This is a genomic window from Sulfitobacter indolifex (genome assembly GCF_022788655.1).
Classification (GTDB): domain Bacteria; phylum Pseudomonadota; class Alphaproteobacteria; order Rhodobacterales; family Rhodobacteraceae; genus Sulfitobacter; species Sulfitobacter indolifex.
Genome location: NZ_CP084951.1, coordinates 301,533 through 325,155, shown reverse-complemented (window position 1 = coordinate 325,155; position 23,623 = coordinate 301,533). Strand labels below are relative to the sequence as shown.

Annotated in this window: 23 protein-coding genes and 1 tRNA gene; 10 read left to right on the top strand and 14 right to left on the bottom strand. The window is 58.9% G+C overall.

Going from position 1 to position 23,623, the window contains the following annotated elements; genetic code table 11:
• Positions 1-66 precede the first annotated feature (66 nt).
• Positions 67-423 (top strand): hypothetical protein, encoded by a 357-nt coding sequence (locus DSM14862_RS01545; protein ID WP_007118643.1) that lies wholly within the window; start codon positions 67-69, stop codon positions 421-423.
• 12 nt (positions 424-435) lie between these two features.
• On the opposite strand, the gene rlmH is transcribed toward DSM14862_RS01545, so the two are convergent.
• The 3 genes from rlmH to DSM14862_RS01530 form a co-directional block, all read right to left on the bottom strand.
• The gene (gene rlmH, locus DSM14862_RS01540) at positions 436-906 is read right to left on the bottom strand and encodes a 23S rRNA (pseudouridine(1915)-N(3))-methyltransferase RlmH (protein WP_007118642.1); all 471 of its coding nucleotides are present in this window, start codon (positions 904-906) and stop codon (positions 436-438) included.
• Positions 907-929: 23 nt separating this feature from the next.
• Positions 930-1,301, bottom strand: a complete 372-nt coding sequence (rsfS, locus tag DSM14862_RS01535) for a ribosome silencing factor (protein ID WP_040700811.1) — start codon at positions 1,299-1,301, stop codon at positions 930-932.
• Between the two features lie 184 nt (positions 1,302-1,485).
• Positions 1,486-2,841: a mechanosensitive ion channel family protein gene (locus tag DSM14862_RS01530; RefSeq protein ID WP_007118640.1), complete on the bottom strand. Its 1,356-nt coding sequence runs from the start codon at positions 2,839-2,841 to the stop codon at positions 1,486-1,488.
• 266 nt (positions 2,842-3,107) lie between these two features.
• On the opposite strand from DSM14862_RS01530, the gene leuC reads away from it, so the two are divergent.
• On the top strand, positions 3,108-4,514 hold the full coding sequence (gene leuC / locus DSM14862_RS01525) for a 3-isopropylmalate dehydratase large subunit (protein WP_007118639.1): 1,407 nt from the start codon (positions 3,108-3,110) through the stop codon (positions 4,512-4,514).
• A 38-nt stretch (positions 4,515-4,552) separates the two neighbouring features.
• On the opposite strand, the gene DSM14862_RS01520 is transcribed toward leuC, so the two are convergent.
• Positions 4,553-4,768: a hypervirulence associated TUDOR domain-containing protein gene (locus DSM14862_RS01520; RefSeq protein ID WP_007118638.1), complete on the bottom strand. Its 216-nt coding sequence runs from the start codon at positions 4,766-4,768 to the stop codon at positions 4,553-4,555.
• Positions 4,769-4,846: 78 nt separating this feature from the next.
• Here DSM14862_RS01520 and leuD point away from each other — a divergent pair, with 78 nt between their 5' ends.
• The 5 genes from leuD to DSM14862_RS01495 all read left to right on the top strand — a co-directional run bounded on the left by leuD (position 4,847) and on the right by DSM14862_RS01495 (position 8,992).
• Positions 4,847-5,452 (top strand): 3-isopropylmalate dehydratase small subunit, encoded by a 606-nt coding sequence (leuD, locus tag DSM14862_RS01515; protein WP_007118637.1) that lies wholly within the window; start codon positions 4,847-4,849, stop codon positions 5,450-5,452.
• 276 nt (positions 5,453-5,728) lie between these two features.
• Positions 5,729-6,559: a hypothetical protein gene (locus tag DSM14862_RS01510; RefSeq protein ID WP_040700441.1), complete on the top strand. Its 831-nt coding sequence runs from the start codon at positions 5,729-5,731 to the stop codon at positions 6,557-6,559.
• 23 nt (positions 6,560-6,582) lie between these two features.
• Positions 6,583-7,551 carry an endonuclease/exonuclease/phosphatase family protein gene (locus tag DSM14862_RS01505; RefSeq protein ID WP_007118635.1) on the top strand — a complete coding sequence of 323 codons (969 nt, stop codon included), beginning with the start codon at positions 6,583-6,585 and terminating at the stop codon, positions 7,549-7,551.
• Positions 7,552-7,619: 68 nt separating this feature from the next.
• Positions 7,620-8,726 (top strand): 3-isopropylmalate dehydrogenase, encoded by a 1,107-nt coding sequence (leuB, locus tag DSM14862_RS01500; RefSeq protein ID WP_007118634.1) that lies wholly within the window; start codon positions 7,620-7,622, stop codon positions 8,724-8,726.
• A gap of 189 nt (positions 8,727-8,915) precedes the next feature.
• A tRNA-Pro gene (locus DSM14862_RS01495) sits at positions 8,916-8,992 on the top strand.
• Positions 8,993-9,045: 53 nt separating this feature from the next.
• Here DSM14862_RS01495 and DSM14862_RS01490 read toward each other — a convergent pair.
• Positions 9,046-9,807 carry a MauE/DoxX family redox-associated membrane protein gene (locus tag DSM14862_RS01490; protein ID WP_007118633.1) on the bottom strand — a complete coding sequence of 254 codons (762 nt, stop codon included), beginning with the start codon at positions 9,805-9,807 and terminating at the stop codon, positions 9,046-9,048.
• 151 nt (positions 9,808-9,958) lie between these two features.
• Positions 9,959-11,356: a sensor histidine kinase gene (locus DSM14862_RS01485; RefSeq protein ID WP_007118632.1), complete on the bottom strand. Its 1,398-nt coding sequence runs from the start codon at positions 11,354-11,356 to the stop codon at positions 9,959-9,961.
• 401 nt (positions 11,357-11,757) lie between these two features.
• Here DSM14862_RS01485 and DSM14862_RS01480 point away from each other — a divergent pair, with 401 nt between their 5' ends.
• Positions 11,758-12,423 (top strand): L,D-transpeptidase, encoded by a 666-nt coding sequence (locus DSM14862_RS01480; protein WP_007118631.1) that lies wholly within the window; start codon positions 11,758-11,760, stop codon positions 12,421-12,423.
• 48 nt (positions 12,424-12,471) lie between these two features.
• Here the strand turns inward: DSM14862_RS01480 and DSM14862_RS01475 are convergent, their stop codons facing one another.
• From DSM14862_RS01475 to DSM14862_RS01440, 8 genes are all read right to left on the bottom strand, one after another.
• Complete coding sequence (locus DSM14862_RS01475; RefSeq protein WP_040700808.1) at positions 12,472-12,744, bottom strand: hypothetical protein; 273 nt, start codon at positions 12,742-12,744, stop codon at positions 12,472-12,474.
• Positions 12,745-12,960: 216 nt separating this feature from the next.
• Entirely contained in the window at positions 12,961-13,386 is a 426-nt protein-coding gene (locus tag DSM14862_RS01470; protein ID WP_040700439.1) for a GlcG/HbpS family heme-binding protein, read from the bottom strand.
• Between the two features lie 87 nt (positions 13,387-13,473).
• Positions 13,474-14,634 carry a CaiB/BaiF CoA transferase family protein gene (locus DSM14862_RS01465; RefSeq protein WP_243254298.1) on the bottom strand — a complete coding sequence of 387 codons (1,161 nt, stop codon included), beginning with the start codon at positions 14,632-14,634 and terminating at the stop codon, positions 13,474-13,476.
• A 53-nt stretch (positions 14,635-14,687) separates the two neighbouring features.
• Entirely contained in the window at positions 14,688-15,473 is a 786-nt protein-coding gene (locus DSM14862_RS01460) for an enoyl-CoA hydratase/isomerase family protein (protein ID WP_007118627.1), read from the bottom strand.
• Positions 15,470-16,750: a TRAP transporter large permease gene (locus DSM14862_RS01455; protein ID WP_007118626.1), complete on the bottom strand. Its 1,281-nt coding sequence runs from the start codon at positions 16,748-16,750 to the stop codon at positions 15,470-15,472. Before DSM14862_RS01455 ends, DSM14862_RS01460 begins: the two co-directional genes overlap by 4 nt.
• Complete coding sequence (locus DSM14862_RS01450) at positions 16,750-17,316, bottom strand: TRAP transporter small permease (RefSeq protein ID WP_007118625.1); 567 nt, start codon at positions 17,314-17,316, stop codon at positions 16,750-16,752. The genes DSM14862_RS01455 and DSM14862_RS01450 overlap by 1 nt, the downstream gene beginning before the upstream one ends.
• Before the next feature lie 120 nt (positions 17,317-17,436).
• Entirely contained in the window at positions 17,437-18,417 is a 981-nt protein-coding gene (locus tag DSM14862_RS01445; protein WP_007118624.1) for a TRAP transporter substrate-binding protein, read from the bottom strand.
• A gap of 61 nt (positions 18,418-18,478) precedes the next feature.
• Positions 18,479-19,576 carry a pyridoxal-phosphate-dependent aminotransferase family protein gene (locus tag DSM14862_RS01440; RefSeq protein ID WP_407705367.1) on the bottom strand — a complete coding sequence of 366 codons (1,098 nt, stop codon included), beginning with the start codon at positions 19,574-19,576 and terminating at the stop codon, positions 18,479-18,481.
• 200 nt (positions 19,577-19,776) lie between these two features.
• Between DSM14862_RS01440 and DSM14862_RS01435 the strand changes: the two genes are divergently transcribed.
• Positions 19,777-22,692, top strand: a complete 2,916-nt coding sequence (locus tag DSM14862_RS01435; protein ID WP_040700435.1) for an FAD-binding and (Fe-S)-binding domain-containing protein — start codon at positions 19,777-19,779, stop codon at positions 22,690-22,692.
• Positions 22,692-23,384 (top strand): GntR family transcriptional regulator, encoded by a 693-nt coding sequence (locus tag DSM14862_RS01430; RefSeq protein WP_007118621.1) that lies wholly within the window; start codon positions 22,692-22,694, stop codon positions 23,382-23,384. Before DSM14862_RS01435 ends, DSM14862_RS01430 begins: the two co-directional genes overlap by 1 nt.
• The last annotated feature ends 239 nt before the right edge of the window (positions 23,385-23,623 follow it).

The window sequence follows — 23,623 nt, the reverse complement described above, 5'->3', positions numbered from 1 at the left end:
CATTCGCCCACCTTGGAACCGCCAGCAAACACGCTATATTCAGTCTGGTATTTTAGGTGGTCCCACATGTTCAAACGCAGCCTCATCCTCGCCTCGCTGGCCTTTGCCACGCCGGCCCTGGCCGATCCGCCGTCGATTGTGAATGTCACGGTTGAGCAGCTTGGTGAACTTTGGAAGTTTGACGTAACCGTCCGCCATAACGACAGCGGTTGGGAGCATTATGCAGATGCTTGGCGTGTCCTTGGCCCTGATGGGGAACCTTTGGGCACGCGCAATCTGGCGCACCCCCATATCGAAGAGCAGCCGTTCACCCGCTCGCTATCCGGCGTGCGCATTCCCGACGGGGTAACCGAGGTGAGCATTCAGGCGCGCGATAGTATGGATGGTTGGTCTTCGGACGTTGTCACGGTTCCGCTGCGCTAATTCACGCCGAGGTCACACCCGGTGGTAAGGCCCGCCCGATAGGATCGCCGCGGCACGGTAGAGCTGTTCGGCCAGCATGACCCGCACCAGCATATGCGGCCAGACCATCTTGCCAAAAGACAGCGCATGATCCGCCTGCACACGCAGGCTGGGGTCAATGCCATCCGCCCCACCGATGACAAAGGCCAAATCCCCCCGCCCGGCATCACGCCAAGTGCCAAGCCGTTCGGCAAAAGCGGGGGAGGTTTCGACTTTGCCGCGCTCATCCAACACGCAGATCACCGCACCCTGCGGGATCGCGCGCTGTAACAGGACGGCTTCGGCAGCCATGCCACCGCCCTTTTTGTCTTCCATCTCAACCACACGCGCAGGGCCAAGGCCCAGACCGCGCCCGGTCCGGTCAAACCGGGTGAGATAGTCATCTACAAGAGATTTTTCGGGACCGGCGCGAAGCCGGCCCATGGCGCAGATATGTACCCGCATGGCTTAGTCCCGCAAAAGCGGGATCAGTGCGGCATGACCGCGGCCGCGTCTTCGCCGCCCAGCCACATCTTTTCGAGTTGGTAAAACTCGCGGACTTCGGGGCGGAAGACATGCACAACAACATCGCCTGTGTCGATCAAGACCCAGTCGCCGGTTTCGCGGCCTTCCATTTTGGACGTACGTCCGGTGGCGTCTTTGACGGCCTGTGCCAGCTTTTCCGCGATCGCCGAAACTTGCCGCGTGGAGCGGCCCGAGCAGATCACCATATAGTCGCCGATGGCCGTTTTGCCGCGCAGATCAATCTGCACGATGTCTTCGGCCTTGTCGTCATTCAACGAGGAAAGGATAAGCGCCAGCAGGTCGTCGCTGGTTGCGATATGCGAGGCGGCAGTCATTGCGGCCCCATGGTCAGCAGCCTGCGCTGCGTCAACGTTAAGAGACAGGACATTGTCCTCCTTCGTAATGCACCGCCAATGCTGAACGCTTGCCCCGGTGCCGAGCAGCCCCAATTTAGCGACCCAAGGGGCATTTTTCAATGGATCGCGTGCTTCCAGCGTTAACCGTGGCGCAAATCCCCGCTTAGTCGGGCATATTCCGCGCGGCCGAGGCACGCAAAAGGGCCAACTGACTGTCTTCGATGACCTTCACCTCGCGCTGCGGGAAGGGGATGGAAATGTCGTTTTCCTTGAACGCGTCCCAAAGCGCCAGATAGACATTGCCGCGAATGTTGGTCAGCCCGCCGGTCGGATCCTTGATCCAAAAGCGCAGGATGTAGTTCACCGACGAATCGCCAAAGCCGACGATGTGACAGACAGGCGCCTTATAGCTCAGCACACGGTCGACGCTCTTGGCCGCCTCAACCGCCAGTTTGCGCACCACATGGGGATCGTCGGCATAGGCCGTGCCGAAATAGATATCGAGGCGCACGAAATCATTGGAATGTGACCAGTTCACCACCTGCCCGGTGATGAGGTCTTCGTTCGGGATCAGGTATTCTTTGCCGTCCCGCGTCACCACAGAGGCATAGCGCGCGCCGAGCGTTTGGATCCAGCCGAAGGTCTCGCCCAGACTGATCACATCGCCGGGCTTGATTGATTTATCCAGCAGGATGATCACGCCCGAGACGAGGTTCGACACCACCTTTTGCAGACCAAAACCAAGACCCACACCGATCGCACCCGACAGTACCGCAAGCCCAGTAAGGTCGATCCCCACGGCCCGCACGCCGATGAAGAACGCCAACCCGTAAAGCAGGATCTGCACCCCCTTCACCGCCAGCACCTGCATGGAGGGGCTGATGTCTTCGTTCTTGCGGATCGTCGCGGCGGTTGTCGTGCTGACCAGACGCGCCATTGTCAGCAGCGCGCCCACCACGACCAGCGCGGTCAGAACAGTCATCACCGAGAGGCGGAATTCACCAATAGTCAGCGCGACACCATCCAGAAACACCGCCACATCGTCAGCGACATTCAGCATGTAGAGCGTGGCGTAGATCCACAGCCCCCATGTCACCATGCGCCGCAGCGGGCGGTTGCGCACCAGACGCGCGGCAAAAGCGATGCCGACATAGATCGCCGCCAAGGTCGCCGCCAGGCCAATGAGATAAGAGCGCGACGGCCATGTAACATTCTGCATCACTTGATACAAAAGTCCCGCCAGCACTGCGAACCAGATCAGCCCCAGCCGCCGCTTGACCTGCACCACCCCCCGAAGCTGCCACTTCGACCATCCCTCACGGGAGCGGACCCAGTTTTGCAGCATCGTGCCTGTGACCCGGTGCAAAATCCACGCCAGCGCCACCAGAGCAAGTAAGATCAAAATTTGGTTCTGCCGCCAGCCGGGGTTCAAGACGCTTTCGCCAAAGCCCAGCACCCCATCGAACAGAGCCCGCAGCGAGATGAGGAAATTCGAAAACGGGTGTGTCTCGGGGATCATGCGCGGCCTTTGTAACTTGGGAAGATCACGGTCGCACAGCCTCCCCCCTAGAGCAAGAAAACCTGTGCCGCGCAGGTCTTGCGATGCCACCTTGCGAGACTCGCCAAGGCTCTATATCCCTTGGCCCATGATACTGGTGTTTGACCTTTGCGACCGTGCGCGACTGCGCGAACGCTTCTTCGGAGCGACGCATAGCGTTCTTGCTCGGGCTTAAGCCGACCTTTAGCCACACCCTTAGCCATTCCAAACCACGGGAGAGGACCATCATGTCCCCCAAGACGCTTTACGATAAAATCTGGGACGCTCATGTCGTCCACGAAGCCGATGACGGCACCTGCTTGCTTTATATCGACCGCCATCTGGTCCACGAAGTGACCAGCCCGCAGGCCTTTGAAGGGCTGCGCATGTCGGGCCGCACCGTCCGTGCGCCGGACAAGACGATTGCCGTGCCGGATCACAACGTGCCGACCACCGAAGGCCGCGAAGACCCCGAGGCGATGACCGAAGACAGCCGTATTCAGGTTTCCGCCCTTGATAAGAACGCGCGCGAGTTCGGCGTGCATTACTACCCGGTGTCGGACATCCGTCAGGGCATCGTGCATATCGTCGGGCCGGAGCAGGGCTGGACCTTGCCCGGCATGACCGTCGTCTGCGGCGACAGCCACACCGCGACCCACGGCGCTTTTGGCGCACTGGCGCATGGCATCGGCACCTCCGAGGTTGAGCACGTTCTTGCCACCCAAACGCTGATCCAGCGCAAGGGCAAAAACATGAAGGTCGAAGTCACTGGCAAGCTGCGCCCCGGCGTCACGGCCAAAGACATCACCCTGTCGGTCATCGGTGCCACGGGTACGGCGGGCGGCACCGGCTATGTTATCGAATATTGCGGCGAAGCGATCCGCGACCTGTCGATGGAAGGCCGCATGACCGTCTGCAACATGGCGATCGAAGGCGGCGCACGCGCAGGCCTCATCGCGCCGGATGAAAAGACCTTTGAGTATTGCAAAGGCCGCCCCCACGCTCCGAAAGGCGCGCAATGGGAAGCGGCGATGGACTGGTGGAAAACGCTCTACTCCGACGATGATGCGCATTTCGACAAGGTCGTCACGCTGAAGGGCGAAGACATCGCACCAGTCGTCACATGGGGCACCTCGCCCGAAGACGTGCTGCCGATCACGTCCGTGGTCCCTGCGCCCGAAGATTTCAAAGGCGGCAAGGTCTACGCGGTGAAACGCGCGCTTGAGTATATGGACCTGACCCCCGGCCAGAAACTCACCGACATTCAGATCGACACGGTCTTTATCGGCTCCTGCACCAATGGTCGCATCGAAGACCTGCGTGCCGCCGCCGCGGTGCTGAAAGGCAAAAAGATCAAAGACGGTCTGCGGGCCATGGTCGTGCCGGGCTCGGGCCTTGTCCGTGCGCAGGCCGAGGAAGAAGGGCTGGCAGATATCTTCCGCGAGGCCGGTTTTGAATGGCGCCTTGCGGGTTGTTCAATGTGTTTGGCGATGAACCCCGACCAGCTTGCCCCCGGCGAACGCTGTGCGGCCACGTCAAACCGCAACTTCGAGGGCCGTCAGGGCTATAAAGGGCGCACACATCTTGTGTCCCCCGGCATGGCCGCAGCGGCAGCGCTGACCGGCCACTTGACCGACGTGCGCGAATTGGCGTGAGCGACCGGGGAATGGATACCCGGCGGGTTGCGCGCGCCTCAGTTGGCTTTGCGCAGCTCGCTGCCAGACTTCAGCACTTCCGCGCCGTCGTCTTGCTCGATCTTATAGGCTGGTTCGTCATCAGACGCTTTGCGGGTCACATCGCTGCCTTGCAGCTTCAGCGTGATCTTCTGCGTGTATTTCTTGACGATCTTGCCGGTCCCGGTGCCATTGCCCCAGTCCCATTCCACCTTCGTGCCGGTTTGGTACGACATGCCATGCCCTCTTGATACCCAATAGCCTGAAACGCGCCGCGCGGCGGTAGAGTTCCGGCGAGACCAAAGGACAACCCGATGGAAAAATTTACAGAAGTCACCGGCACCGCGGCCCCCATGCCGCTGGTGAACATCGACACCGACATGATCATCCCCAAAGTGTTCCTCAAGACGATCAAACGCTCTGGCCTTGGTGTGAACCTATTCGACGAGATGCGTTATGACCGCGAAGGCAATGAGATCCCCGATTTCGTGCTGAACCAGCCGCAGTACCGCGACGCACAGATCCTCGTGGCGGGCGACAACTTCGGCTGTGGCTCTTCGCGCGAACACGCGCCTTGGGCGATCAAAGATTTCGGCATCCGCTGCGTCATCGCGCCCAGCTTTGCCGATATCTTTCACAACAACTGCTTCAAGAACGGCATCCTGCCCATCGCCTTGCCGCAAGAACAGGTCGATGTACTGATGAAAGACGCCGAAAAAGGCTCCAACGCGCGGATGACCATCGATCTCGAAGGTCAGACCGTAACGACCTCCGACGGAGAGAAATTCCCCTTTGAAGTGGACGCTTTCAAAAAGCACTGCCTGCTCAACGGCTTGGATGATATCGGCCTGACGCTCGAAAAGGGCACGGCGATAGACAGCTATGAGGATTCTCTCAGCCAGAGCCGCCCTTGGGTTTAATCGCTCACTTCTAAACTCAACTTGTGGGCGTAATTCGAACGCCCACAAGATGTTGCGGCCCGCCATCAATCCGCCATGGAATTGATGCAAGAACGCACCACCCCTTCCCTCAAAATACCCCAGTATCCTGCTCTTCTTCACGCGAAGCCTTGAGGCGTCCGCAGAAAGAAGGCAAAAATTGGACAAGAATGAGGCAAGCCCCAGCAACCGGGGCCATCAAGTTGGGACAAGCACGCGGCAATGTATCGCGTCTGGCCAGTTTGGAAGGGCAGAGCAGTGATCGGACGTATGACAGGCGCGGCAACGCGTGGCCTATTGGTGGCGCTATTGATCGCCACACCTGCGCTCCTTTTGCCGGGGGCCGATGCGGAATCGAGCCAGATCACCGTGTTGCTGGCCTGTATCGCAGCGATCCTGACCTTTATGGAATACAACTCCCGCCAGCCCAGCATTGTCGAATTTCGCGATGCGCCGCCTTTCAATCGGCTGCGGTTTATAAGCCTGCTTTTCACCATCCTCGTGCTGTCACTTATCGCACGGGGCCAAGTGGCCCCTACGCTGCTGACGGGCGCACTAACATCGCTCGGCACTATCTTGGGCAATGCACTCGACTTCCCCTATTCTCCGGTACGCTTGGTAGTGCTGATGATGCCCAGTGACGCGCCGTATGAAGCCGTCAACCTGATCCGCACAGCGGCGGGGCTGGCCTATCTTGTCTCGCTCATCGCATTGACGACCTTTGTAGTGCTGGTGCGCGTCATGGGCTGGCCCGCACGCCAAGGCGCATTTAACGTCTGGGTAAACCTGCCGCTCTTCGATCCGACCGCCGGAGGCGACGTGCTCTTCCGCCTTCAACGCGATGCGCGGATCAACATCGCACTTGGCTTTCTGTTGCCCTTCATCATTCCCGCAGTGGTCAAAGCCACGGCCGATCTGTTAGATCCGATCTCACTGAGCAATCCGCAAACCATGATCTGGACAATAAGCGCATGGGCTTTCCTTCCGGCCAGTATGATCATGCGGGGCATCGCCATGGGGCGCGTGGCCGAGATGATCCACGACAAACGCCGCCGCGCCTACGCCGAAGCGCATATGCAGGCCGCCTGATCCGCCTACTGCTGCCAGCGCTGGTGCTGCTGGCCAGTATCGCACAGGCCGAGCCGCTGCGCATCGCGACCTTCAACACCGAGCTTTCGCGCAAAGGTCCGGGCCTTCTGCTGCGCGACATCCTGCGCGGCGATGATCCAAGCGTATCTTCGGTGGTGCAAACCATCTCCGCCGCCAATCCCGACATCATCGTGCTGCAAGGCATCGACTACGATCTCGAACTCAGCGCCCTCACTGCCCTCGCCGATGCCCTCACCGCCGCAGGCGCGCCCTACCCCTACCGCTTTGCCGCGCCACCCAACGCAGGCCGTCAGAGCGGTGTCGACCTGAACGGTGACGGCAAGCTCGGCGGCCCGCGCGACGCCCATGGCTATGGCCGCTTCTTTGGCCAAGGCGCCATGGCGATCCTCTCGCGCCACCCGATCCTGACAGAAGACCTGCAGGACTTCAGCACCCTCATCTGGCGCGACCTCCCCAGCTCTCTCTACCCAATGATCGACGGCACGCCCTTCGCCGGAGCCAAGGCCCATGCCACACAACGCCTGTCGTCCAACAGCCATTGGTCGCTGCCTATTGAATTGCCGGATGGCTCCATCACCCTGCTGACCTACCATGCCACCCCGCCTGTCTTCGACGGCCCCGAAGACCGCAACGGCCGCCGCAACCACGACGAAACCGCCTTCTGGGTCCACCACCTTGCCGGAGAGATCGGCACCCCGCCGACACATCCCTTCATCCTACTGGGCGATGCAAATCTTGACCCAACCCGCGGTGACGGGCGCGGCGACGCCATCACCACCCTGCTGGCCCACCCTTCCATACAAGACCCGCTGCCCGACCACCCCACAGTCAACTGGTCGCAAACCGGCCCGATGCGCGTCGACTATCTACTGCCCTCCCGCGACTGGCAGGTGGTCGATGCAGGCCTGATCTGGCCCAAGGGCGACACCGCCAGCCGCCATGCGCTGGTCTGGGTCGATCTCACCCGCTAAGCCCCGCTATCTTGACCCTTCGGAACCCGCAGGCTACCCATCAGCAACCGTATTTTCAGGAGTTTCCCATGGCCAACCCATCCTTGCTCATCCTCCCCGGCGACGGGATCGGCCCCGAGGTCATGGCGCAGGTCACGCGCATCATCGACTGGTTCGGCGAAAAGCGCGATCTGGCCTTCGACGTAGAGCATGATTTGGTCGGCGGTGCGGCCTATGACAAACACGGCACACCCCTGCACGATGACACAATGGCTCGCGCCCTCGAAGTCGATGCGGTGCTCTTGGGCGCCGTCGGCGGCCCGAAATACGACGATCTCGATTTCTCCGTGAAACCCGAACGCGGCCTCCTGCGCCTGCGCAAAGAGATGGACCTTTTTTCCAACCTGCGCCCGGCACAATGCTTTGACGCGCTGGCCGATTTCTCTTCGCTGAAGAAAGACATCGTCGCCGGCCTCGACATCATGATCGTGCGCGAATTGACCTCCGGCGTTTACTTCGGCGAACCCCGCGGCATTTTTGAGGAAGGCAACGAACGCGTCGGCATCAACACTCAGCGCTACACCGAAAGCGAGATCGAGCGCGTCGCCCGCTCCGCCTTTGAGCTCGCCCGCCGCCGCAGCAGCAAGGTCTGCTCGATGGAAAAAGCCAATGTCATGGAAAGCGGCATTCTCTGGCGCGAAGTCACACAGCGCGTCCGTGATGCCGAATACCCCGACATCGAACTCAGCCACATGTACGCCGACAATGGCGCGATGCAGCTGGTTCGCGCGCCTAAACAGTTCGACGTGATCGTCACCGACAACCTCTTTGGCGACATCCTCAGCGATTGCGCCGCGATGCTAACCGGCAGCCTCGGCATGCTGCCCTCCGCCAGCCTCGGCGCGCCCAACGCCGATGGCCGCCCCAAAGCCCTTTACGAGCCCGTCCACGGTTCCGCGCCCGACATCGCGGGCCAAGGCAAAGCCAACCCAATCGCCTGCATCCTCAGCTTCGCCATGGCGCTGCGCTACTCCTTCGATCAAGGCGAAGAAGCCGCCCGTCTGGAAAAGGCAGTCGAGACAGCCCTCGCCGATGGTGCCCGCACCCCAGACCTGATGGGCCCCGAAGACGGCACCCCCATCACCACCAAAGAAATGGGCGACGCGATCCTCAAAGCGCTCGACGCGAGCCTCTAACAAAGGCGGCGGGGTTTTTCATGCCCCGCCCCACTCAGCTTCATCCTTTCTTAAATACCCGCGGGGAAGCAGCCAGAGGCTGCTGGGGCAGCGCCCCATCTTCGCCCGGCTTCCCCCAGCATAACGCCAAATCCATCTAGCTGAACAATTGCCAATTCCGCTAAGCTCAGCTATGCGCCGCCCATCGGTCGGGCTGTAGCGCAGCCTGGTAGCGCACCTGCTTCGGGAGCAGGGGGTCGGAGGTTCGAATCCTCTCAGCCCGACCAGATACCCCCCTTATCGCACCCTGCGCCTGCGCCCCAAATCACCCTGGAACCGCTCAGCCGTAGACCTTGATCAGCATCCAGATCCCCATGACAACCATCATGACATTCTCGGTAAGCGAGACAAACCCCAGCGGCACATTGCTCGACCCGCCGACACAGGCACACTTAAGCTCGCGCTTGTCGATATAGACCGCTTTGATCACCGACACCGCGCCGATCCCGCCGATAACGAGTGCGACAGGGGCCGACAGCCACGTCAGCGCGCCTGCAGTCATCAAGATACCTGCCAAAGCCTCGCCAAATGGATAGACCTTTCCATAGGGTACCCAACGCTGCGCCAGCAGGTCATAGTTTAAAAACATCGTCGAAAAACTCTCGATGTCCTGCAGCTTTTGCACAGCGAGGAAACACATCGAGATCGAGATGAACCATTCAAACGCGCGCAGCGTAAGGATGTTTCCGAAGGCGTACCAAGACAGGCCCAGAGCCATTAGGAAAGCCACACCGAAGATCGCGATTACCGGCTGATAGCTTGTGTCTGATTGTTCATCTTTGGGTTTATCTAAGTCAAAGTGTACGCGTAGATCTTCGTACCCGCCGATCCGCGCACCGTCGATAAAGGTCTGCGGCGTGGTTTCGACCCCTTCTTTCGCCATGAAGGCGTCTGTCTGCTCACGGGTGGTGAGGTGATTGTCAACAACGTTATAGCCCTGCCGTTCTAACAGGTCTTTCGATTTCAATCCGTAGGGGCAGAGGTGCTGTTCCATCACCATACGGTACAGGGTCGCGGTCTTGCCATGTCCATCGGCCATCATATTCTCCAATTCTCGCGTTCGGGGTAGCGCTCCTGAAGAAGAAACAGGTTTCCAGCGTGGGAGAGTTCCGTAAATCGCGAAATTAGTTACACAGGAGAACAGATTGCCTACAGACCGCGCGCAACGACAGGCGCGGCTGTCACAACCAATCTCAGGCAGTGTTGCCCAAATGGCCGGATGGGATCGTGACTGTCCAGGTCAGTGTATCTTCGCTGGTTTCAGTCTTTGCAGCCCCATCGACCATGGCAGGCGCCAGCACCGAAAGAACTTTACTGCCAAAGCCTGACGCCTTGTTAAGGGAAGGATCAAGCGTGATCCCCGTTTCCCGCCATTGAAAGCGCAATCCACCCGTCTCTTCGTGCGACCAGCGACATTCGATACGTCCGCATCCATCGCTCATGACACCGTATTTGGTGGAATTGGTCGCAAGCTCGTGCAGCGCCATACCGATCAATTGCAAAGCCTGCGGACCCAATGAAACAGAAGGGCCAGCCACATGAACCACGTCGTCCTGCCCGAACGAGAAGGGATCTAACTGAGCCCGGACCAGTTGTTCAAGATCGACAGACGACCACCCCCCATCGACCAGCAAATCGGTCGAACGGGCCAGCGCCTGAATGCGGTCTCCGAAGGACTTGTTGAACTCTATCATCGACGTGGCGGAATTGGCAGTTTGGCGCTGCATCGCCGTGACCAATGACAGCATGTTCTTTGCGCGGTGAATGACCTCCCGAGACACCAGATCGCGTACCTCCTCGGCCTTGCGTGTGGCCGTCACATCATGGTGGATGTTAGAGATTGAGACGATGTCCCCCGACAGCGTTCTGATCGGCGTACAGGCGATGGTCACATGACGCTTTGTGCCATCTTTGGCGATGCGCACCGCATCAAACTGACGCAGAGCGCCGGCGATGATCTGATCTCGGTACGAAAAGATGGATGTCGACCAATCCGCCGGATAAAGCATCTCAACCGATTGGCCCAATGCCTCTTGCTCAGTATAGCCGTAAAGATGCTCAGCGGCCGGGTTCCAGCTGATGATGCGGCCATTCAGATCATAGGTCAGGATCGCCTCGCCTGTGGTGGCGACCAGTGCTGCGAATGTCTCGGCCTGCACATGGGCCCGTTCAATATCGTCATGGGCCATGCGCCGTGTTGTCACGTTGCGGTGCTGAAGCAGCAAGCAAGGCGCACCCTGTATCGTCATCCGGTTGGCATTCAGTTGAAACCAACGCCGCACGCCCGGCCCATCGCAGGGGTATTCCCCTTCATAGGAAGCACCTGATTTCAAAGCTTTTTTAAGTCCATCCAAGACGGCTTCGGCCTGTACTACAGTATCCATCACCGCCGCAGTGCAGATGTCGAAATAATTGGCCCCAATGTAATGCGACCCACTGTCCCCGTCGTTTTCTTCGCAGAAGAGTTTCCATGCTGTATTGACGGCTACAATCCTGCCTGTGGCGTCAAGAATGACCACCTCGTCGGTCATCGCCTCAATCAGTTCGAAATGGCTGGCGTCGAGCGTTACGCTCTGAGGGCTTGTCAACATTTCAGCACAATAGCGCAGTTCCGAGACCGGCTAAAGTTAACTTAGGTTTAATTATTAAAGGCCCATTCGCCATCTGAGGAGGCACTGTCGGCACTCTCCACGCCATGGCCGCGATCCCGCAGTTGGTCCTTGCCGAGTGCCCGAATATACGATCGCACAGCTCTCCCGTACCGCCCTCCAAAATCGGTCATGGCGCGACTGAATGCGGCAGCTCGTTTATCTTAGACCAGCGAACGAAACTCTCTTCCGGCCCAGCACTTCCCACAAAACCGTGTGGTTTTAATCACAATTTCTTTAGCAAGTGTCTTCTTCCTTGAACCTACAGCGGGGACAGGCCGTTAGTCTTTCATACACGCAGATGCTTCTGCCTTTTGGCAGTGACGCAATTACGGAGCGAATACATGCTGACAAGACGACATTTCATCCAGACAACCACCGCGCTGTTTTCGAGTGCCATCGCCACGCCGCTGATGGCGCGCACCCGTCCAACAGGTGCTGAAAAGGCTGCTTGGGACGCGCAGGTCACTCCCGCGGGTTTTGATCCGGCCACAAGCAATCCGTGGGGCGTGCATCCTCGCTTTTTGCCGCAGCGTGTTGTCGCAAACGACAGCCTGCGCGTTGGCGATGTGCATGTGGATGCCGTCGCCCGCTATGTCTACCACATCGAAGAGGGTGGCACCGCGATGCGCTATGGCGTCGCGATTGCGCGTGGGAACCTCTATGAGCCGGGCACCTATACCATCAAACGCAAGGTGGAATGGCCGCATTGGACGCCCACCCAGAATATGATCAAGCGCGACCCCGAGCTTTATGCCGGCCTTCAAGACGGTGTTAACCCCGGTCCAGAAAACCCGCTCGGCTCACGCGCGCTCTATCTATTCCAAGGCAACCGCGACACATATCTGCGGATTCATGGCACGCCTGAGGCCCGCAGCATCGGGGGCCGAGCAAGCTCGGGCTGTGTTCGGATGATTATGGCGCATATCAATCAACTTTACCCGAATGTTCGGACCGGCTCGACGGCCTATCTCTATTCGGCAGAAGAAAGCGTTGTCGCACGTAGCTAAACTGCGGCAAAAGACGGGGACCGCCTCACAGCGGTCCCCTTTAATTCTTTAGGCTTGGCTTCTGGTGCAGATCGGATTGCCGCCCACCGCGCGCAGCGGCACGAGTGTCGTTTCAACCGGGCCATTATGCTGATACCAAAAACAACCATCTTCGGGCAACAAACGCGCTGTTGTCAGATCTTGGTTTGGCGCAGCAAGGCGCACCACAGACTCCGGCAGATTGCCAACCCGAGTAGAGACGCCCTGCGGCGCTGTTGCGGGTACCGTACATCCGGCGACGGCCAGCAAGGCCGCCCCGATTACAAATGTTCCTGTCTTCATCAAAGCCTCTGCCATTCCTAATTATATCGCGGGCAATCTGACAGACCGGGTGGGGATTTCAAGCGGCAAGGGTGGCTTATATGCTGGTTGAGACATCAGGTAAGCAACAATTGTACCGGCGAAAGTGGATGTCTGTGCAAACTTTTTTTTGATCTTTTTCCATCGTCGACGGGCCGGCCCTGCTCCGCCCTCTATGCGGGGTGGACCGACAACCTATCATCCACCGTCAGCGACAAAACCTGCCTTCTCAATCGCTGAAATTGCGCAAGCCTCGTCGTTGTCTGAATTATCTCCCGTAATGCCAACCGATCCCAAAATGACACCATCCTTTTTGATCAGGACGCCACCGGCAACCGGCACCAGTGAGCCGTTCGATAGCGCATTCATTGCCTGAATGAAAAACGGTTCCGCCTTAGCTCTTTCGAAAAGCGCCCGCGATCCCAACCCCATTGCCACTGCTCCCCGCGCTTTGCCTTGAGCGATATCCGGCCTCAAATTGCTGGTTCCGTCTTCTCTTGCCAGCGCCACCAAATACCCACCGCTGTCCAGAACAGCGATCGTCAATGGCTTCAGGTCGTTTGATTTGCGCCATTCAAGGCAATTTTTTATGATGGCTTGCGCCTGATCAAGGCTGAGGTTCATGGGGTTTTCCTGTCTTGTGTTCATCGATATGCGGGTTCGCAGCGTAGGGTCGCGCATCCATTGGCTGTCCTTTCGCGCGCGCCGCGATCAGCATGATGTAGTGGCCGCAACCACTGCCTTTGACTGTATTAGGGCATCTATTTTTGCGCTGTCGAAACCGAGTTCGGACAAAACTTCTCTTGTATGCTCTCCCAGTCGCGGAGACGCGCGTTCGACGCTACCGGGGGTTCGGCTGAATTTCACCGGCTGCCCCAAGGTTTCAATTCTCCCGGCTGTGGGGTGATCCAATTCAACGATCATGTCGCGCGCCCGTGCCTGTGGATCCGCGTGCATCTGCAGGATGTCGTTAACCGGTCCGGCCGGCAGCGCCGCCTTTTCCATGCGATCCAGCCAAGTTTCGGTTGTCTCCTGTGAAAGGTATCCGTTTAAGATTTCGACCAGCGCAGGCAGATTGCGTATGCGATCGGCATTCGACGCGAACCTGGCATCGTCATTTAGCTCCGGTGCGCCGATCACCCCCAGAAACCGCTCCCAGTTGCTCTGATTTGCGGCCCCTACATTTATCCAGCCGTCGCTGGTCTGGAACGCCTGATACGGTGCGTTAAGGGGATGCGCAGATCCAAGCGGCTCAGGCTTCTTGCCGGTGGCAAAAGCGATTGCGGACTGCCAGTAAGTTTGAACGATCGCTGCCTCGAACAGGGAGGTGTCTACCTTCTGGCCGAGCCCTGTCTGCAACACGTTAGCATAGGCCGCGCTTACTCCCATTGCCGCCAAGATGCCCGCGTTGATATCAGAAATCGGCGCGGCGACCTTTACTGGCGGACGTCCGGGTGCCTCTCCGGTAATCGACATCAGGCCAGCCATGCCTTGCGCAATCAGATCAAAGCCTCTGCGGTCGGCGTAGGGGCCAGTGCGACCGAACCCCGAAATCTCACAATAGATCAGACGCGGATTCACTTTTGCCAGCTCTTCGTATGAGAGGCCCAGCTTTTCCATAGTGCCTTTACGGTAGTTCTCTATCACCACGTCGGCTTCGGCCAGAAGTCGGCGTAGGACCTCAAGCGCTTCGGGATCTTTGAGATTGAGGGCGATGCCGCGTTTGTTGCGGTTCATCATCATGTAAGCGGCCGCTTCGCCTCCGATTTCCGGAGGGACAAACCTTCGGCTGTCGTCCCCAGTCGGTTTTTCGACCTTGATCACGTCGGCGCCCATATCGGCCAACATCATGCCACATACCGGCCCTGCCATGATATGCGCCAGCTCGATAACGCGGAGCCCCTTGAGCGGTCCTGATGAGGTGCTCATTTGCCGGTCCACTCAGGTTTGCGCTTGCCCAAGAAAGCCTCAATGCCGGTGCGGAAATCGTCGCTCATGTAGCACATGGTGATGAGGTCGGAATCGTCAACTTTTGTGGCCGCGCGGGTGCGGCGCATGGCCTCCTTGGTGGCGCGCAAGGTCAGGGGGGCCATCGACCCCACGTGGTCAGCAAGTGCAGTCGCCCGCGCCATCAAGCTGGCTTCGTCAGGCAGGACTTCACTGACAAGCCCGACACGCAGCGCCTCGTCCGCCTCGATCAGACGTGCCGTGAATATGAGCTCACGAACCCGCCCTGCCCCAATCAGCTCGGACAGTCGCGCAAGGTTGCCCGCTGCGAGGCAATTGCCAAGCGTGCGTGCGATGGGAAAGCCGTATTTAAGACTGGCCGACGCGATCCGGATGTCGCAGGCCGCCGCGATGGAACCGCCGCCGCCGGTGCACGCGCCGTTGATTGCGGCGATTGTCGGCACGCGGCAGCGTTCCACTGCCTCTAGAACGGCATCGATCCGGTTTTCATAATCCAAAGCGTCTTGTGCTGTGTCGAAAGCGCGGAACTGGGTCATATCGGTGCCTGCTGCAAAGGCCTTGCCCCCTGCCCCGGAGATGACCACGGCGCGCACCGTGCCATCGGTCGGCAAGTCCGAGCAAAGTGCGGCGAGGCGTTCGTACATCGCAAAAGTGAGCGCGTTTCGAGCCTCCGGACGCTCAAATGTAATCCAGAGCACCCCATCGCGGAGGTCTTCAGACAGATCGGGAGTTTCAGAATTCATCGGTAGAAATACTCCACAAGGAACATTGGAACGGCAGGGACATAGGTGCAGATCATCAGTACCGCCAAAAGCACACCGACGAACCAGATGTTGACCTTGGACACTTCCCAGATGTTCGCGCGGGCCACCGAACAGGCGGTGATCAGCACAGATGCGACTGGCGGTGTCTGTTGGCCGATGGCGAGGTTAAGGGTCACGACCAACCCGAAATGCACCGGGTCGATCCCCGCAGCCGTAATCAGCGGTATGACAATTGGAATGACGAGGATAATCGCAGCGGCGGAGTGCAAAAAGAAGCCGATGATCAAGAAGAAGAAATTTAGGATCAGCAGGATCGCCCATTGCTGGGTTGTCACCGAAAGGATGCTTTCAGCGAGTTGCTGCGGTATCTGCGCGCGGGTCAGGAAGCCCCCCATGAGTACCGAAGCCGCAACCAAAAGCATCACGACTGCCGTCTGCATGCCACCGTCCAACATAGCGCGGCGCAGATGGCGGATGTTGAGGTTGCCATACCAAGCCGACACGGCGAGCGACGCGATGACAGCCAGCCCCGCGGCTTCGGTCGCAGTGACATAGCCGCCAAAGATGCCGCCGAGGATGATCACTGGCAGCGTAAACGCCGGCAATGCCTCGACAAAGGTTTCACGCAGGCGCGCCATTTTGAACGCGTCTTCGGTTGGAAAATTATAGCGCTTTGCGAAAACATAAGCGACGAACATCAAACCGCCAGCACCCAGCAGGCCCGGCACCAGTCCCGCAACGAAGAGCTGTTCTACGGAGGTGTTCGCCGAGGCCGCGTAAAGGATCATCGGGATCGAGGGGGGAATAATGATGGCAAGCGAGGCCGAGGAAGACGTAACAGCAGCCGAGAATTCCTTGCTGTAGCCGCGCTTTTTCATCTGCGGGATCAGGATCGAACCCATCGCCGCGACGTCTGCGACAGCTGAGCCGGAAATTTCCGCGAAAAACAGCGACACACCGATGTTGACCATCGCCAGCCCGCCACGGATAAATCCAATGATCGCAGATACGAAGTTGATCAGCCGGTCGGTGATGCCACCGGCGTTCATGATTGCACCAGCAAGGACAAACATCGGGATTGCGATCAGCGAGAACTTCGTCGATCCGTCGTACATGTCGAGCGCGATGGTCACCAGACTACCCGACCCTTCGGTGGCAAGCAGGCCAAGCACGCCGCACATGGCAAGCGCGACCGCAATCGGAATATTGATGCAGATCATCAGCAGCATCGCCAGGAAAATGGCACCTATTAGCATCAGACGCGATCCTTGTTCTTTTCAAGTTCGGTTTCGACTTCTTCCTCAATTTCTGCGTGTTCGAGCGAAATCCCGTTAGAAGTCAGCTTGAGATAGGCAGGCAGGCTGAGCAGTTGCCCCAGCATGAAGAGCATGGCGCCAATCGGGATGACCGACTGCGTGAATTGAACCGGGACCCACCGGAGCGAGACCAGCGTGTCACCCGCCAGCACCTCAAGCACCTGAAATCCCGCGCGCGCCATCAGAAAAAAGAACGTCAGCACGATCACTTCGCCCGCCAGAAGCGCCGCGATCCGCAGGACCTGTGGCAGCGCAAGCAGCACCGTATCAAAACCGATATGGCGCCGGTGCAGGGCCGCAAGTGCACTGCCGTAGTAGGTGATCCATGCCAACATGATGGCCGCGACTTCGTCATACCAAGAGAAACTTTCGCCCATCAGCCGGGCGATCACGGCTACACTGACGACCACGGTCAGCAGTATCATCAACCCGATGGTAATCCATTCGAGGATCTGGCTGACCAGCCGATTGAAACGCGACAACACGGGGTAGGATAAATGTTCCATTTGGCCGGACCTGTTGGCATCATCCCGACAGAGCACACGCAGGGCGCGCGCCAAGGCGGTGGATGAGCATTGAAAAAAGCAAGATCGGGCGACAGGAAAGACCGGTCGCCCGCCCGAAGGTCAGCCCGACTGGCCCAAGCCCAGCACGGTGTCGATCATCTCCTGCGCGCCATCGACTTCGTCAGCAAACTGTTTGTAGATCGGCTTGGACGCTTCGATGAAGGCGGCCTTGTCTGCGGTATTCACTTCGACGCCTGCATCCTCGATCTCCTTGAGCAGGACGCTCTCCATCTCCGCCGCAGTCTCATAGGTAAAATCCTGCGTCTGATTGGCGCAGTCGGTCAGCCCAGCCTGTACGTCCTCCGGTAGGCTGTCGAACTTTTTCTTGGAGGCCAGAATATAGGCCGGCGTGTAGACATGACCTGTGATCGAGAGGTACTTTTGCACCTCTTGGAACTTGGCTGAAGCGATCTGTGCGTAGGGGTTTTCCTGACCGTCGATCACACCGGTCTGCAGCGCGGTAAACACGTCTGAAAATGCCATCGGCGTCGGGTTCGCGCCGTATTCTTGGAACATCTTCAAGCGCCAGACACCATTTGGCGTGCGCAATTTGACGCCTTCGAGATCGGCAGGAACGTTGATCGGCCGGACGTTGTTGGTGATGTGGCGAAATCCGTTCTCGGCCAATCCGACGATGTGATAGCCGTTGTCGTTGGCGGCCTTCTGAAACACATCCATCATTTCTTCTTGCACGCGCCGCATGTGGTCGCGGCTGGTAATGATGTACGGCATTTCGAAAATACCGAAGGAATCGTCGACCGAGGACATGATCGACGACGGCAGCGAAAAGTCCATCTGCGCCAGTTTCAGCTTTTGCAGCATTTCCTTGTCATTGCCCAACTGGGACGACCCAAAGGTCTGAATTTCGACCTTGTCCGTCATCGAAGAGTTGACACAATCAGCAAAGTTTTCTGCCGTGGCTTCAAAGAGAGAGCCCGGCGCGCCTACGTGGCCGAACTTCATCGTCATGTCGGCAGCCGACACCGAAGTCGCCATACCTGCGACCGCAGTGGCCGCCAGAAGTCTTGTCATCACTTTCATGGTTTCTCCTCCCAGAGTTTCGCGTTTATCTTGGGCCGCCGCCGTTGGATGCCTGCCAGTGTCAGGCAAGCATCTGCATCGCGGCTTGCACCCCACCCTCCTCGTGGGGCACATCCGCTTTTTTCAATCCCATTTCGACGCCAGCCAGCGTTGCGACAAGCATCAAGTCGTTGAAATCGCCCAGATGTCCGATGCGGAACACCTTGTCAGCCACTTTGGACAGCCCATTTCCAAGCGAGATGTCGAAGTGCTCCAGCGTCGAGGCACGGAACGCATCAGCGCTATGTCCGTCCGGCATTTTAACCGCCGTGAGCACGCCACTCTCCTGTCCCTGTGTAGCACAGAGCACCTCAAGCCCCCAATGCCGGACCGCAGCCCGCGCCGCAGCACCATGGCGGGCATGGCGTGCAAAGACATTGTCCAGCCCCTCTTCGTGCAGCATGTCGATAGCCTCGTTCAAACCGTAAAGCAGGTTTGTCGCGGGGGTGTAGGGAAAATATCCGGTCTGGTTCGGCCCCAACATCTCTGCCCAGTCCCAATAGGAGCGCTGCAGCTTAGCCGTCTTGTTCGCGTTCAATGCCTTGGCACTTGCGGCGTTGAACGACAGGCCAGGCGGCAGCATCAGCCCCTTTTGCGAGCCCGAAACGGTTACATCCACGCCCCAGGCGTCGTGTTGATAGTCAAGCGAGGCAAGCCCCGAGATCGTATCGACCATGAACAGCGCTGGATGTTTGGCACTGTCTATCGCCTTGCGCACGGCGGCGATCGGGGACACCGACCCGGTCGAGGTTTCGTTGTGCACCACGCAGACCGCCTTGATCTCATGCGACGTGTCCTTGGCAAGATAGGCTTCAATCTGGTCAGGATCTGCCCCGCCTCGCCAGTCGCCTTCGATAAACTCAGCCTTGAGGCCCAGCTTTTCGGCCAATTTCTTCCACAGAGTCGCAAAATGCCCGGTTTCGAACATCAGGACACGGTCACCGGGCGAAAGGGTGTTGACCAGCGCCGCTTCCCAGGCGCCGGTGCCTGAGGCGGGATAGATGAATACATGCTCTTCGGTCTTGAAGATCGTCTTCAGCCCATTCAACGCCTTAAGCCCGACAGCCGCGAAATCCGGCCCGCGGTGATCAATCGTCTGCTGGGAAATTGCGCTCAAAATCCGATCAGGGACAGCGCTCGGCCCCGGGATTTGCAAGAAGTGACGACCAGCTTTTCTCAAAACAAGAAACCCCCGCTAATGTCGATGAACCCAGCCTTTGCCGTGGTCACATCCTTTTCTGGTTGCCTTGATCTAATTTTGAATTCAAAATTATGTCAATGAAAACATTTTGCTTTCATACCAGCCGGCGGGATTGGAACATGCCTCAGCAACTCTCTGACCTTCTTCAGTCCCGCGTTGAGGGCGACCTGATGTTTGATCAGTTCTCCCGCGGGCGTTATGCCACCGATGCCTCGCTCTATCAGATCATGCCGCTGGGCGTTCTATGCCCAAAGTCGGAAGACGACATCGCGGCGGCGATCGACATCGCGCGTGAACAACGGGTCCCGATCCTGCCGCGGGGCGGCGGCACCTCGCAATGCGGCCAAACGGTGAACGAGGCGCTTGTTCTCGACAACACACAATACTTCAACGACATCCTCGAACTCGATGTCGAAAATCAGCGCTGCGTCGTCCGCCCCGGCATCGTTCTGGACGTGTTGAACCGCGCGCTCAAACCGCATGGGCTGTGGTTCCCTGTCGATGTTTCTACCGCCTCGCGCGCTACCATCGGCGGCATGGCCGGTAACAATTCCTGCGGCGGCAAATCACTGCGCTACGGCATGATGCGCGACAATGTGTTGTCTATCGACGCCTTCATGGCCGACGGCAGCCACCATCACTTTGGCCTCAACGGCCCGCCCCCCTCGCCTGCCTATAAGGCGTTGAAAGACGACATGCAGTCCTTGGGCCGGCGCGAAGCAGCCGAGATCGAGGCCCGGTTTCCCAAGGTCATGCGGCGCGTTGGCGGCTACAACATCGACGCACTGACACCGGACAATGCGCCCCTAAATCTGGCGCAGCTTCTGGTAGGCTCCGAAGGCACGCTGGCCTACAGCACGGCCGTTGAGCTGAAGCTCTGGCCAATTCTGTCGCAAAAGGTGCTGGGGGTCTGCCACTTTGCCACCTTCCATCAGGCGATGGACGCCGCGCAACATCTGGTGAAGCTGCAACCGCAGGGCGTGGAATTGGTCGATGCCACGATGATCTCCCTCGCCCGCGACATTCAGATGTTCCAACCCACGATCGCAGAAGTCGTGACCGGCAGCCCCGAGGCGCTGCTCTTGGTTGAATTTGCCGAAGAAGATGTGACGCGTCACCCCGCCAAGCTAAAAGAGCTTGAAGAGATGATGGGGGATCTGGGATTTTCCTGGACCGGGACGGGCCGGAACTGGGGCGGGGTGACCAAGGTGACCGACGCCGCCCTGCAGGGCCGGATCGCCGAGTTGCGCAGTTCGGGGCTCAATATCATGATGTCGATGAAGGACGACGGTAAGCCGGTGTCCTTTGTTGAGGATTGTGCCGTCGAACTGCCGGACCTCGCCGCCTATACCGCTGGGCTGACCGAGATTTTCGACCGGCACGGCACCAAGGGCACCTGGTACGCCCATGCCTCGGTGGGCTGCCTGCATGTGCGCCCGGTGCTGAACCTAAAATTGGACAAAGACGTTAAGACGATGCGCCAGATCGCCGAGGAATGTTTCGACCTCGTCGCCCGCTACAAGGGCTCGCATTCCGGCGAACATGGCGATGGGCTGGTTCGTTCAGAATTCCACGAAAAGATGTTCGGCGCTCGCATGGTGGCCAATTTTGCCGAGGTAAAGCAGCGCTTCGATCCCGAAGGGCTATTCAACCCCGGCAAGATCGTCAACGCGCCGAAAATGGATGACCGGCGCCTGTTCCGCTATGGCCCTGACTATAACGCGCCCGAGATCAAAACTGCGCTGGATTGGTCCGATTGGACCGGCAGCGGCGGCGGGTTTCAGGGCGCGATCGAGATGTGCAACAACAACGGGGCCTGCCGCAAGCTCAAGGGCGGCGTCATGTGCCCCTCGTACCGTGTCACCCGCAAGGAACAGGATTTGACACGCGGCCGCGCCAATACCCTTCGTCTGGCGATCACCGGACAGCTGGGGCCGGATGCGCTGACCTCGGATGAGATGGCAGAAACCATGAAGCTCTGCGTCTCTTGCAAAGGCTGCAAGCGCGAATGCCCGACCGGCGTAGACATGGCGCGTATGAAGATCGAGGTGATGTCGGCCCGCGCCAAAAAACACGGGATCAGCCTGCACGACCGGCTTGTCGGCTATCTGCCGCGTTATGCCCCTATGGCCTCCCGCCTATCGGTCCTGGCAAACCTTCGCAACAGCGTGCCGGGACTGGCCCGGTTGACCGAAGGCCTGACCGGATTTACCCGCACCCGCGCGTTGCCAATTTGGAGCGCGAACGCTTTCCGCGACAGTGAGGTAGCACAGCAAGACCGGCCCGAAGCGGTGATCTTTGCCGATTGCTTTAACCGGTATTTTGAACCTGAAAACCTGCGCGCAACGGTGAATGTGATGGCGGCCGCGCATGTCCCGGTCGCCGTTGCCACACAGCCAAGGGGCGAACGGCCACTGTGCTGCGGGCGCACCTTTCTGTCGGTAGGCCTTGTCGAGGAAGCAAAAGTCGAGGCGCAGCGGCTGATCAAGGCGCTTTTGCCCTACGCGCAACAGGGGCTGCCGATCATCGGTCTTGAACCCAGCTGCCTGCTCACCCTGCGCGATGAAATCCCTGCGCTGCTGCCCGGTGCAGACACCGCATTGCTGGCGCGGCAGGCGCGGATGCTAGAGGAATATATTGCCGATCAGGAGGATAACCCCGACTTTGATCTACCGCTGAGCTCGCCTGCGCCCAAGGTTCTGCTGCATGGGCACTGCCATCAAAAAGCGATGGGGATCATGTCTAGCATCGAAAAGACCTTAGCACGTCTGCCTGACACCGAGATCGAGACGGTCGAGACAAGCTGCTGCGGCATGGCCGGTTCTTTTGGATACGGCGTCGACACCCACGAGGTTTCGCGTAAAATGGCCGAAGCCGATCTGGCCCCCGCTGTGCGCCGCGCCGAAGCATCCACCTTGATCGTGGCCGATGGCACCTCGTGTCGGCATCAGGTCTCGGATATTGCAGGGCGCAAGCCCATTCACGTGGCCCGCCTGCTGGAAATGGCCCTAAAAACCGGCGAGGAAGCCACCTAATGATGCAAAATGCGCCGGCTCAGGCCATCACACGTAAATCCCTGCATCAGGAGCTGGTCGACCGCCTGCAACCCCTGATCATCAGCGGTGAATTGACCCCGGGGTCGAAAGTGCCAGAAAAGCTGCTCTGCACCCGCTTTGGTGTGTCGCGGACCCCCCTTCGGGAGGCGCTGAAGGTTCTCGCGTCAGACGGGCTGATCCGGCTGGAACCTAACCGAGGGGCTTGGGTCACTCTGGTCACGGTTGGTGAAGTCGAGGAAGTTTTCCCAGTTCTCGGCGCGCTCGAAGCACTGTCAGGCGAACTGGCGTGCAAAAGCATCACGACCGAGGAAATCAATGCCGTGCGTAGACTGCATGCGCAGATGATTGAAAGCTACGACACGCGAGATCTGGACTCTTATTTCGCGATCAACCAGAAAATCCACCGCGCAATTTTGCTCGCGGCACGCAACGACACTCTGACGACCTCCTGTCAGGCCCTTTCGTTGCGGATGCAGCGCGCCCGCTACCTTGCTAACATGACAGAAGGCAGGTGGTACGCAGCGGTGCAGGAGCACGAAAATATACTAAAATTCTTGATCGATAAGGACGGCAGGCGCTTAGCGAGCACGCTTCTGGATCACATGGAATCCAAGCGCGTTTCGGTGGTCCAGTGGCTTGAGGCGCAAAACGAGCCTTCAGAGCCTGTGTAAGCCGTCGGCAACGCTCACTTTAATAAACCGCCTCTTCAACCCAGGCAGTATCGCAGTCACATCGTGCCCTACCTGTGACTGGTCACCCGCCAGCTTTGAGCCGTTCCGAGCCCGAACCACGATCTGAATGCCCGTTCCTAATCACTCCGCATCTCACCAAACTTCATGACCCAACCGCTTGGCTAACCTGCTCGCGAAACAACTGCCCGAGCACGCGTCCGGAGCACGATTGAACCGCC